This window comes from Sphingopyxis sp. SCN 67-31 (assembly GCF_001725095.1).
Genome location: NZ_MEFH01000107.1, coordinates 1 through 11784 on the forward strand (window position 1 = coordinate 1; position 11784 = coordinate 11784).

10 protein-coding genes, 2 pseudogenes and 2 riboswitches are annotated in these 11784 nt (G+C 67.3%); all 12 genes and pseudogenes read left to right on the top strand.

The window, feature by feature from the left end; translation table 11 throughout:
* Positions 1 to 297, top strand: a pseudogene (murC, locus tag ABS88_RS19795) (UDP-N-acetylmuramate--L-alanine ligase); the annotation flags it as partial.
* On the top strand, positions 294 to 1193 hold the full coding sequence (gene murB / locus ABS88_RS19800; protein WP_286750363.1) for a UDP-N-acetylmuramate dehydrogenase: 900 nt from the start codon (positions 294 to 296) through the stop codon (positions 1191 to 1193). The pseudogene murC and the gene murB, both read left to right, overlap by 4 nt.
* Complete coding sequence (locus ABS88_RS19805; RefSeq protein WP_286750364.1) at positions 1190 to 2116, top strand: D-alanine--D-alanine ligase; 927 nt, start codon at positions 1190 to 1192, stop codon at positions 2114 to 2116. The genes murB and ABS88_RS19805 overlap by 4 nt, the downstream gene beginning before the upstream one ends.
* Before the next feature lie 10 nt (positions 2117 to 2126).
* Positions 2127 to 3065, top strand: coding sequence for a cell division protein FtsQ/DivIB (locus ABS88_RS19810; RefSeq protein WP_286750365.1), 939 nt, complete (start codon positions 2127 to 2129; stop codon positions 3063 to 3065).
* A 5-nt stretch (positions 3066 to 3070) separates the two neighbouring features.
* Positions 3071 to 4327, top strand: coding sequence for a cell division protein FtsA (gene ftsA / locus ABS88_RS19815; protein WP_003040016.1), 1257 nt, complete (start codon positions 3071 to 3073; stop codon positions 4325 to 4327).
* A 152-nt stretch (positions 4328 to 4479) separates the two neighbouring features.
* Positions 4480 to 5919, top strand: coding sequence for a cell division protein FtsZ (ftsZ, locus tag ABS88_RS19820; protein ID WP_286750366.1), 1440 nt, complete (start codon positions 4480 to 4482; stop codon positions 5917 to 5919).
* 57 nt (positions 5920 to 5976) lie between these two features.
* The gene (locus tag ABS88_RS19825) at positions 5977 to 7743 is read left to right on the top strand and encodes an SPOR domain-containing protein (protein ID WP_286750367.1); all 1767 of its coding nucleotides are present in this window, start codon (positions 5977 to 5979) and stop codon (positions 7741 to 7743) included.
* Entirely contained in the window at positions 7740 to 8912 is a 1173-nt protein-coding gene (locus tag ABS88_RS19830; RefSeq protein ID WP_286750368.1) for a deoxyguanosinetriphosphate triphosphohydrolase, read from the top strand. The genes ABS88_RS19825 and ABS88_RS19830 overlap by 4 nt, the downstream gene beginning before the upstream one ends.
* The gene (locus tag ABS88_RS19835; RefSeq protein ID WP_286750369.1) at positions 8905 to 9561 is read left to right on the top strand and encodes an NAD(P)H-binding protein; all 657 of its coding nucleotides are present in this window, start codon (positions 8905 to 8907) and stop codon (positions 9559 to 9561) included. The genes ABS88_RS19830 and ABS88_RS19835 overlap by 8 nt, the downstream gene beginning before the upstream one ends.
* Before the next feature lie 58 nt (positions 9562 to 9619).
* Positions 9620 to 9719: riboswitch (glycine riboswitch) on the top strand.
* Positions 9720 to 9839, top strand: a riboswitch (glycine riboswitch).
* A gap of 53 nt (positions 9840 to 9892) precedes the next feature.
* Complete coding sequence (gcvT, locus tag ABS88_RS19840) at positions 9893 to 11047, top strand: glycine cleavage system aminomethyltransferase GcvT (RefSeq protein WP_286750370.1); 1155 nt, start codon at positions 9893 to 9895, stop codon at positions 11045 to 11047.
* Between the two features lie 3 nt (positions 11048 to 11050).
* Positions 11051 to 11422 carry a glycine cleavage system protein GcvH gene (gene gcvH / locus ABS88_RS19845; protein WP_003039997.1) on the top strand — a complete coding sequence of 124 codons (372 nt, stop codon included), beginning with the start codon at positions 11051 to 11053 and terminating at the stop codon, positions 11420 to 11422.
* Between the two features lie 45 nt (positions 11423 to 11467).
* Positions 11468 to 11784: pseudogene (locus ABS88_RS19850) on the top strand (hypothetical protein); the annotation flags it as partial.

Here is an 11784-nt window from a genome sequence, read left to right on the forward strand (position 1 = left end):
CATATGGACGATTTCCAGCAGGCCTTTAACGACGCGGACATGGTGCTCGCGCTGCCCGTTTATGCAGCGGGCGAAAGCCCGATCGAGGGCGTGTCGTCGGATGCGCTGGCGCAGGGGCTGCGCGACCGCGGCCATCGCCATGCGTCGACCGTTGCCGACGCCGGTGCGCTTGCTGCAACGATCGCGGACGCGATCCGCACCGAAACGCTCGGCGCGGGCGACATGATCATCTGCCTCGGCGCAGGCGACATCACCAAGATGGCGGCGGGGCTGGCGAGCGCGGTGGAGGCGGTATGAGCACCGCCGATACGCTTCCGGCGGTCCGCGGCAAGCTAACCGCAAAGGCGCCGCTGGCGCCGCTCGTCTGGTTCAAGTCGGGCGGTCCTGCCGACTGGCTGTTCGAGCCGAAGGACGCCGATGATCTTGCCGGTTTCCTGCGCGACCTCGATCCCGCGATTCCGGTGATGGCACTCGGCCTTGGCTCGAACCTCATCGTTCGCGACGGCGGCTTTCCGGGCGTCGTCGTCCGGCTCGGCAAGGCCTTTGCAAAGGTCGAAGCCGTCGACGCGACCAGCTTGCGCTGCGGAGGCGGTGCCTCGGGCATCCTCGTCTCGTCGACCGCGCGCGACGCGGGGATCGCGGGGATGGAGTTCCTGCGGTCGATCCCCGGCACCGTTGGCGGCTTCGTGCGGATGAACGGCGGCGCCTATGGCAGCGAGGTCAAGGACATATTGGTCGAAGCCGACATCGTCTTGCGCTCGGGCGAGCGCCGGACCTTGCCGCTTGCCGATCTGGGCTACACTTATCGCCACAGCGAATTGCCCGAAGGTGCGGTCGTCGTGGGCGCGACGTTCCGCGGGCGTCCGGGTGAACCCGAAGCCATCCAGGCCGAAATGGACCGCATCTCGGCGAGCCGCGAGGCGTCGCAGCCGCTGCGCTCGAAGACCGGCGGCTCGACCTTCAAGAACCCCGACGGTCACAAGGCGTGGCAGCTTGTCGATGAGGCCGGTTGCCGCGGTTTCGCCATCGGCGGCGCGCAGGTGAGCGAGAAGCATACCAATTTCCTGATCAACACCGGTGCGGCGACGAGCGCCGATATCGAAGCGCTCGGCGAGGAAGTCCGCCGCCGGGTGAAGGCGAAGAGCGGCGTGGAACTGCAATGGGAGATTCAGCGCGTGGGAGTGGCGAAGTGAGCCGGGGTCCGTGGCATGTCGCCGTCCTGATGGGCGGCTGGTCCGCCGAACGCGAAGTGTCGCTGATGAGCGGCAAGGGCGTTGCCGACGCGCTCGAAAGCCGTGGGCACAGGGTCACGCGCATCGACATGGGCCGCGATGTAGCGCAGCGGCTTGCCGAAGCGCGGCCCGATGTCGTCTTCAACGCACTCCACGGCGTTCCGGGCGAGGACGGCACCGTGCAGGGCATGCTCGACCTCATGGGCCTCAAATACACCCACAGCGGGCTCGTCACGTCGGTTATCGCGATCGACAAGGAATTGACGAAACAGGCGCTGGTGCCGCATGGTATTCCCATGCCGACGGGGACGATGGTCGACAGTGAAAGCCTGTTTTCAGCCGATCCTCTGCCGCGCCCCTATGTCCTGAAACCCGTCAACGAAGGATCGTCGGTCGGCGTCGCGATCGTCAAGGACGATAGCAACTACGGCAACCCCATTGCGCGCGAAGCTGTGGGGCCGTGGCAGGAGTTCGACCGGCTGCTCGCCGAGCCTTTCATCAAGGGGCGCGAACTGACCGTCGCGGTACTCGGCGATGAGGCGCTCGGTGTCACCGAACTGCGCGTGAAGTCGGGATTCTACGACTATGACGCCAAATATACCGACGGTCTGACCGAACATGTCTGTCCTGCCGATGTCCCCGCCGACGTTGCGCAGCGGATGAAGCATCTGGCGGTCGAGGCGCATCGCCTGCTCGGCTGCAAGGGCGCGTCGCGTTCCGATTTTCGCTGGGACGACGAGCATGGGCTTGCGGGTATTTTCCTGCTCGAGGTCAATACGCAGCCGGGGATGACACCGCTCAGCCTCGTGCCGGAACAGGCGCGCGCCATCGGCATGGACTATGCCGAACTCGTCGAACGCATCGTGGGGGAAGCATTGGCATGAGCAGCGGAGCATGAGCAGCACCAGGATCAAACGCGCGAAGGCGCCGCCGCGCCGTCCGTCGCGCGCGCCCAAAAGGCGCCGGTCGGTCAAGCAGTCGCGCCTCAACATGGTCATCAACGCCTTGCCGATCAGCCCGGCGCAGCTTCAGCGCGTCGCCAACTGGACGATCGGTATCGGCCTGGCGGGCGTGCTGGTGCTCGGTGCCGAGGTGACGGGCGTGACCGCGAAAATCCACGAAGAGTGGGCGCAGGCGGTCGGACGCGCCGGATTTCAGGTAAAGAAGGTCGAAGTGGTCGGTGCCGATCGCATCGACCGGCTGAAGGTTTATGATATCGCGCTGGCGCAGAAGGACCGCTCGATGGCCGCGGTCGAGCTTGACGATGTGCGCCGCGACCTGATGCAGTATGGCTGGATCAAGGATGCGCGCGTGTCGCGCCGCCTGCCCGATACGCTGGTCGTCGATATCGTCGAGCGCACCCCGGCAGCGATCTGGCAGAATGACGGCCGACTGTCGCTGATCGACGACAGCGGGGTCGTCCTGGAACCCGTGACGGTCGCGACCATGCCCGACCTGCCGCTCGTCATCGGCCCCAATGCCAATCGGCGTGCGCAGGATCTCGACGCGCTGCTCGCCGAGGCCAGTTCGCTAAAGGAACTGCTCGCGGGCGCGACCTGGGTCGGCAACCGCCGCTGGGATCTGCGCTTCCGCAGCGGCGAAACGCTGTCGCTGCCCGAAGGCGATGCCGAAGCGAAGGCGGCGCTCGCGAAATTCGCGCACATGGACGGGGCAAACCGCCTCCTTGGCCGCGGTATCCTGCGTTTCGACATGCGCGATCCCAGCCGTTTCGTGCTACGCATGCCGCACGAAGGGCAGGTGGCGCCGTCGAAGATCGACGACGCGCGTGCCGCCGCCGACGCGGTGTCGGCGGGTCAGGCGAACGAGGGATAGAAGCGATGGCGCCGCCGCGCATCGAAAAGATTATCACCGCGCTCGATGTCGGGTCGTGGAAGGTCTGTGCGCTCATCGCGGGCCAGACTGCCGACGGGCAGTTGCACGTGCTCGGCACCGGCCAGCGCGAAAGCCGCGGCGTCCAGCGCGGCTATGTCGCCGACATGGAGCAGACCGAGCATATCGTGCGCGAGGCGATCGAACAGGCCGAGCGTATCGCGGGTCTCAATATCGACGACGTCTGGGTCAGCTTCTCGGCGGGCAGCCTCTTGAGCGACGTCGCCCCGATCGAGAGCGAATTGGGCGGTCACCGCATCGAACAGGAAGATATTGACGATCTGCTCGCCGCCGGGCGTGCGGGGATCGATCCCGAAGGGCGGATGATCCTGCACGCGCAGCCGGCGCTCTACACGCTCGACGGGCTGACCGGCGTCAAGAATCCGATCGGGCTGCACGCCGACCGGCTGGGCGTCGACATCCACATCATCATGGCCGACGGCGCCCCGGTACGAAATCTGGAAGCCGCGGTGCGGCAGGCGCATCTCGACGTCAATGCGGTGGTCGCCTCGCCGATCGCGGCGGGGCTCGCCTGCCTGTCGGAAGAAGAACGCGACCTTGGCGTGGCGCTGGTCGAACTCGGCGCGGCAGTGACGACGGTGTCGCTCTATGCAGGCGGAATGCTCGTCGAGATGGTTTCGCTGCCGTTCGGGGCGAGCGACATCACCGACGACATCGCCTCGGCCTTCGGTATCCGGCGCAGCCAGGCGCAGCGGCTGCAGAGCTTCTACGGCTCGGCCTCGGCCAGCCCGCGCGACAACAATGATTTGATCGAACTCGATCCCGGCGCGCCCGCGGGCAGCGATGCGCCGCGCATCACGCGCGCGCAGCTGATCTCGGTCATCCGTCAGCGGCTCGACCAGATGATGGGCGACATCGGACGGACGCTGAAGGATCTTCACTTCGTCGGCCCGATCGGCCGTCAGGTCGTGCTCGTCGGCGGCGGCGCCGATCTGAAAGGCATCGCCGATTATACCCAGATCGCACTCGGCCGGGCGGCGCGCGTCGGGCGACCGCGCGGCTTGCACGGCTTGCCCGATGCCCATTCGGGACCGGCTTTCGCGACGCTTGCCGGTCTGGTTCTTTATGCCGCATCCGATCCCGTGGATCTGCGCGACCTGCCCACGATGGCGCAGGATGTGTACCGTCCCAAGGGGTCGTCGATCATCAACCGACTTATCACCGCGCTGAAGAGCAGTTTCTGACGCGCGGTTGCGCGAAAGGTTAATTTTTTGGGTGATTCCGGCGTCACAATAGTGCAATGCGATAAATCAATGACGGGCGGCCGGACTACCGCCCGAATGGGTCGCAAGGTGAGGGAAGCGGCGTTGGTCCGCCGCTACAGGGAGATTGGTTGATGAGCATCAATATTGGCCCGCCGCAGGTCGATGAACTGAAGCCGCGTATCGCCGTGATCGGCGTCGGCGGCGCGGGGGGCAATGCCATCGCGAACATGATCGCGGCGAAGGTCGAGGGCGTCGATTTCGTCGTCGCCAACACCGACGCGCAGGCGCTCAACGCCTCGCCGGCGGAGCGTCGCATCCAGCTCGGAACGCAGATCACCCAGGGTCTGGGTGCGGGTTCGCGTCCCGAAGTCGGCCGGGCGGCGGCCGAGGAAAGCATTGCGCAGGTCGAAGAGGCGCTGAACGGCGCGCATATGTGCTTCGTCGCGGCCGGCATGGGCGGCGGCACGGGCACCGGTGCGGCTCCGGTCATCGCCAAGGCGGCCCGCGACCGCGGTATCCTGACCGTCGGCGTCGTGACCAAGCCCTTCACCTTCGAGGGCAACCGCCGCATGCGGTCGGCCGAAGCCGGCATTGCCGAGCTTCAGGACCATGTCGACACGCTGATCGTCATTCCCAACCAGAATCTCTTCCTGGTCGCCAACCCGAACACGACCTTCAAGGAAGCCTTCACCATGGCGGATGAAGTGCTCCAGCAGGGCGTGCGCGGCATCACCGACCTGATGGTCATGCCCGGCCTCATCAACCTCGACTTTGCCGACGTGCGCAGCGTGATGCGCGAAATGGGCAAGGCGATGATGGGCACCGGCGAAGCCGAAGGCGACGGCCGCGCGCTCGAAGCCGCGCAAAAGGCGATCGCCAACCCGCTGCTCGACGGCGTGTCGATGGCGGGCGCGAAGGGCGTCATCATTTCGATCACCGGCGGCGAAGACATGCGCCTGATGGAAGTCGACGAAGCGGCGAACCATATTCGCGAACTCGTCGATCCCGACGCCAACATCATCTGGGGCAGCGCCTTCAACGAAGGGCTGGAAGGCAAGATTCGCGTATCGGTCGTCGCGACCGGCATCGACGGTTCGGGTGATGCGGCGGCTCCGGCCGCACCGGCGGCGCGCAGCTTCTCCTTCGCCCCCGCGCGCAGCCCGGCGCCGGCGCCCTTTGCCGAGGAGCCGGTCGAGGCGGCGGCTGTGGAAGCGCCGGTCGAAGCTGCGGAACCCGAGGTCGACACCGACCCCGCACCGGGCTTCTCGCTGGGCGATGCTCCCGCGGCCGAAGCACCGGCGCCGGCCGAGGAAGAGCCGATGGAATTGTCGCAGGTCGCCGCGACCTATGACGATACCAGCGACGAGCTCGTACTCGATGCACCCGAACCGGCGCCCGCGCCGGCTGCCGACCCGGCCCCCGCGGCCGAGCCTGCGCGGCCGATCGGTGGCGGCACCTTGTTCGAACGCATGTCGCGCCTGTCGCGTGGCGGTTCGACCCCTGCCGAAGAAGGCGACAAGGAAGACGGGGTCGATATTCCGCGCTTCCTGGGCCGTCAGAACAACCAGTAACAGGGTTCATCGCGGCCGCCCGATGGGCAGGCGGCCCGAACACGGGATGATTTGCCCATGCGGCGATCCAAATTGACGGCGGGGCCGCGGCGCGTTCGACTTCATGTCGGCGCGCTCGGCCTGCTGTTCCTGTCCGCTGCACCCTTCGCAGCGGCGCATGCATTTCAGGTGACGCCGCCCGATGCGGCCACCAAGGCGGCGATGGAAAAACGCACCGCCGCGCGGACGATGCTGTCGTCGGCGATCGCTCGGCTCGCCTCGAACGCCACCGACAGCGCCGCGCTGCTTGATGCCGGACGCGCCTCGATCGAGCTGGAGGATTATCGCGCCGCGCTCGGGTTTCTGACCCGTGCCGAGCAGGCGAGTCCGCGCGACGGCGCGGTCAAGGCGGCGCTCGGGTCGGCGATGCTCCATCTCGAAAAGCCATCGCGGGCGCTCGACTATTTCGGCGAGGCGCAGCTTCTCGGTGCGCCCGAGCGGCTGTTCCTTGCCGACCGCGGGCTTGCGCGCGATTTGCTTGGCCAGCAGGATGCGGCGCAGCGCGATTATCAACTCGCCCTGTCGATCGCGCCGAGCGACGAAGTGATCCGCCGCTATGCGATCTCGCTCGGCATCACGGGGCAGCCAGACCGCGCGATTCAGCTCCTCACGCCGCAGCTTCGCACCCAGGACCGTGCCGCATGGCGGTCGCGCGCGATGATCCTCGCGATCAACGGCCGCAACGACGAGGCGACCGAGATCGTCAAGGCGACGATGCCGGCGCTACTGGCGCAGAGCATTTTGCCCTATCTGACCCAGATGGACCGGCTCAATCCGGCGCAGCAGGCCGCCGCCGCGCATTTCGGGCGCTTCCCGGCCGGTGAACTTGGCCCGGTGCGCAAGCCCGTGCAGGTGGCTGCGGCGGCTCCAGCCCCGACGCCCGCCTCGTCCCCGACTTCGACGCCCAGCAAACGGCGCGGCGACAAGGACAAGCCGGTGCAGGTGGCCACCGCCACACCGCCACCGGCGACGCGACCGACCCCGAAGCCGACCCTGAAGCCGACGCCGACACCGACACCTGCGCCCACGCCAGCGCCGACACCCGCGCCGACCGTGGGGCAGCCGCCGGCCGCCGTGCCGGTGCGCCGTGCCGATACGCCGTCCGTCCCGGCAGCGAAGCCTCCCGCGCCGACACCGGCGCCAGCGGCGGCCCAACCGGTGGGCGTCGCGGTAAACAGCGGTGCCGGTCCGGTCGGTCCGGGCTTCTCGCTGAGCGATGTCGGCCAGCCGCCGGCCGCTGCCGCTGCGCCGCCGTCGGCGACGACCACGCCAGCGCCCAGTGCTGCGGCTCCGCTCGCCTCGTTGGCGCAGATCGTCAGCTCGATCGAGATTCCGCCCGAGGAGCTTGAGCGCACCAGCGGCGCGGTCGGCGCCGATACGCTTGCCAAGCTGGTCGAGGACAAGCGCAAGGCAGATGCCGCCGAAGCGGCAAAGCGCGAAAAGGAAGAAGCCGCGGCCAAGGCCAAGGCAGAGGCCGACGCCAAGGCGAAGGAAGAGGCCGCGAAGAAAAAGGCCAATCCCTCGCGCATCTGGGTGCAAGTCGCGGCGGGGTCGAACCAGAAGGCGCTCGCCTTCGATTTCAACCGCTTCGCCAAAAAGAATGCCGCGCTGTTCAAGGGCAAGGATGGCGGCTCGACCGAATGGGGCCGCACCCGCCGCCTGCTCGTGGGGCCGTTCAAGGACAAGAAGGCGGCTGCCGACTGGCTCGCGCAATATAAGAAGGCGGGCGGCGATGGCTTCGTCTTCACTAGCGATGCGGGGCAGGAGGTCGATCTCTTCAAATGACGTTGTCGGCCTGTGCGAGCGACCCCAGGGCGACACGCGGACGCCGCCACGACGAACCGGGCCGCGTCGTGCGCGGGCCGCGCGATGCCTTTCAGCGCGACCGCGACCGCATCATCCATTCGATCGCCTTCCGCCGGCTGCGTCACAAGACGCAGGTCTTCGTGGCGCCCGACGGCGACCATTATCGCGTCCGGCTGACGCACAGCATCGAAGTCGCGCAGATTGGTCGCGGTATCGCCCGGGCGCTGGGGCTGAACGAAGATCTGACCGAGGCCTTGTGCCTTGCCCATGACATCGGTCACCCGCCCTTCGGCCATGCGGGCGAGGACGCGCTGAAAGCGGCGATGATGGCGCATGGCGGGTTCGATCATAATGGGCACACGCTGCGCACGCTCGCGCGGCTCGAATGTCCCTATCCGCGCTTCGATGGCATCAATCTGACGTGGGAAACGCTGGAGGGGCTGGCGAAGCACAATGGTCCGGTGCGGCACCCCGGCTGGGCATTGGCGGAAATCGACGCCGAATTTCCGCTCGACCTGACGAGCCACGCCAGCCTGGAGGCGCAGGTGGCGGCGGTCGCCGACGACATCGCGTACGACAATCACGATATCGACGACGGCCTGCGCGCGGGATTGCTGACGATCGACCAGTTGATGGCGCAACCCTTCGTCGCCGACAATTTCCACCTCGTCGAAGGCCGCTTTCCGGGCGCGCCGCGCGACCGGTTGCTGCGCGAACTGGTGCGCGACCAGATCGGCGTGATGGTCAACGACGTGATCGCCGCGACCAAGGCCAATGTTGCCGATGCGGGGGTGGAGAGCGTGGCGGAAGTGCGCGCGGCGGGCCGCACGCTCGGCGGCTTTTCGGAAACGCTGGCGCGGCAGGAACGCGATCTCAAACGCTTCATGTATGCGAACCTCTATCACCATCCGTCGCAGATCGCCGCCGCCGACGCGGCGCGCACCGTCGTGTCGGGGCTGTTTGCGGCCTATCAGACTGACCCTGCGCTGATGGGCGAGGAATGGGCATCGCGGCTGCCCGATACGGACGGGGCGACGGTGCGCCACATCGGCGACTATATTGCCGGGATGACCGACCGATTCGCGATCGATCGCTTTGCCGAGATAAACGGGCGTGCCGCGGTGCCCGAGGCGCTGGCGCATGTCTGATGCCGCGCCCCGCGCGCTTCTGATCGGAGCGACGGGGCTTGTCGGACAGGCGGTTGCCCGCTGCGGCCATGCCCTGCCACTGACCTTGCTGGCGCGCCGTCCGGTCGAGGCGGGGGCCAGCCACCGCGCCGTGACCGCCGATCCGGGCGAATGGGCCGAGATCATCGCGGCGGAGCGCCCCGGGATATTGATCTCCTGCCTCGGCACGACGATCCGCCAGGCGGGGTCGCAGGACGCGTTTCGCGCGGTCGATCATGATCTGTTGCTCGCCTGCGCCCATGCGGCGAAGGCGGCGGGTACGGCGCACATGATCGCGGTCAGCAGCGTCGGCGCGGCGGCGCATAGCGCCAATTTCTATCTGCGGACGAAGGGTGAGGTGGAGGAGGCGCTGCGCGCGCTGAATTTCCTGCGGCTCGACCTGATGCGCCCCGGCCTGCTCACCGGCGACCGGCGGGGGCCGACGCGGATTGGCGAGGGGCTGGCGATGCTTGCCGCGCCGCTCACCGACGCGCTGTTGCACGGATCGCTGCGCCGCTATCGCTCGATTCCGGCCGAAACGGTGGCGCGCGCGATCGTGGCGGCGGCGTCGCTGGCGGCGCCCGGACAGTTCGTCCACGAAAATGACGCGATGCAACAGCTCGCCGATTGACTCTGCCGAAGGCGAGCGCCAAGGCTCAGGCGTCTGTCGAGCCTCTCCAAGAGATTCGACCGGCCACGCGGGAGAGCGCGGGGGCAGGGAAACCGGCCGTCGCCACCGAAGGAGCAACCGCCCCGGAAACTCTCAGGTCAACGGACCGCGCGGCTGGAACGGACACTCTGGAAAGCGTTCGGGCGTCGCCCGGACCACCGAAGGGGTAACTCCATGCCGGCCCGTCATCGCGGGCGCATGGACGAAAACTCTCAGGTTCCCGTGACAGAGGGGGCATGGCGAAGGAACGGCATCGGGCCGCGCCGCGTCATGTCAACGACGGGAGGCCGATATGAGCGAAACCGAAGAAATGGGCGAAACGGTCGCGATCGAATCGCTGCCGCTCGACGCCTGGCACCGTGCAAGGGGCGCGCGGATGGTCGAATTCGCCGGCTATCACATGCCGATCCAGTATGACGGCATCATGGCCGAACATCTGTGGACGCGCGACAATGCGGGTCTGTTCGACGTCAGCCACATGGGGCAGCTCGTGTTCAGCGGCGAAGGCGCCGCCGAAGCGCTCGAGGCGCTGGTTCCGGGCGATATTTCGGCGTTGAAGCCGGGGCGGATGCGCTACTCGCTGCTGCTCGCCGACGATGGCGGCATCCTCGACGATCTGATGATCACCGATACGGGGCATGGCCTCTACATGGTCGTCAACGGCGCGGTGAAGTGGGACGACATCGCGCATCTGCGCGAACATCTGCCCGACGAGATCGAGATGAACCTGCTCGACGAACAGGCGCTGCTCGCGCTGCAGGGGCCAAAGGCCGCGGCCGCGCTGACGGCGCTTGGCGTGGTTCCCGAATTCCCCGATATTCTTCCCGTCGACCGCCTCGTCTTCATGCAGGCCGGCCCCTATCTGTGGGGCGACGTGCGGCTGGGGATCAGCCGTTCGGGCTATACCGGAGAAGACGGGTTCGAAATTTCCGTGCCGGCGAGCGACGTCTCGGCCATCGCCGATGCGCTGTGCGCGCAGGAGGCGGTAAAGCCGATCGGCCTCGGCGCGCGCGATTCGCTGCGGCTCGAAGCGGGATTGCCGCTCTACGGCCATGACCTTGACGAGGGCATCGACCCCGTCGAGGGCGATCTGGCCTTTGCGATCAGCAAGCGCCGCCGCGAAGAAGGCGGCTTTCCGGGCGCCGCGCGCATCCTCGGCCATCTTGCCGACGGCAGCCCGCGCAAGCGCGTCGGCCTGACTGTCGATGGCAAGATGCCGGTGCGCGAGGGCGCCAAGATTTTCGACGGCAACAGCGAAGTCGGCGTCGTCACCTCGGGCGGTTTTGCGCCGAGCGTCGGCGCCCCGATCGCGATGGGCTATGTGCCCACCGGCCTGTCCGAGCCCGGCACGGCGCTCGCCGCCGAAGTCCGCGGCAAGCGCGTCGCCGTGACGGTGACGCCGATGCCCTTCGTTCCACATCGTTACGTGCGCAAACAGGGAGGCTGATCGATGCCGCGTTTTTATACCGAAGAGCATGAATGGATCGATGTCGATGGCGATGTCGCGACGGTCGGCATCACCGACTTCGCGCAGGGCCAGCTCGGCGATATCGTCTTCGTCGAGGTTCCCGACACCGGCGCCGAACTGTCGAAGGGCGGCGACGCCGCGGTGGTCGAATCGGTGAAGGCGGCGAGCGACGTCTACGCGCCCGTCGATGGCACCGTCACCGAAGGCAACGGCCAGCTCGAGGAGGACCCCGCGCTCGTCAATTCGGATCCCGAAGGCGAAGGCTGGTTCTTTCGCATGACGCTCAGCGACAAGAGCCAGCTCGACGGGCTGATGAATGCGCAGGCGTACAAGGATTTCATCGCCGATCTGTGATCGCAAACCCCTTCCGGTCGCGGGAGGGGGAAAGGCCGCAAGACCATGACGGACCCTGCGCTTGCCAATTGCCGCCTGATGGTGGCGACGCCCATCTATGACGGGGCGCAGGGTAGCTATGTCCGCGCGCTGCTCGACCTTGCGTTGCGGGCGCAGGCGATCGGCCTGACGGTGCGGTTCGAGTTCATCCTCTACCAGCCGTCGGTGACGCGCGCGCGCGACATGCTCGCTGCGATCTTCGCGGAAAGCGACTGCACCCACCTGCTGTTCGTCGATGCCGACATCGACTTCGGCGCCGAGGATGTGTTCGCGATGCTGCGCGCGATGGTCGGCCGCGACGATTGCGCGATTCTGGGGGCTGC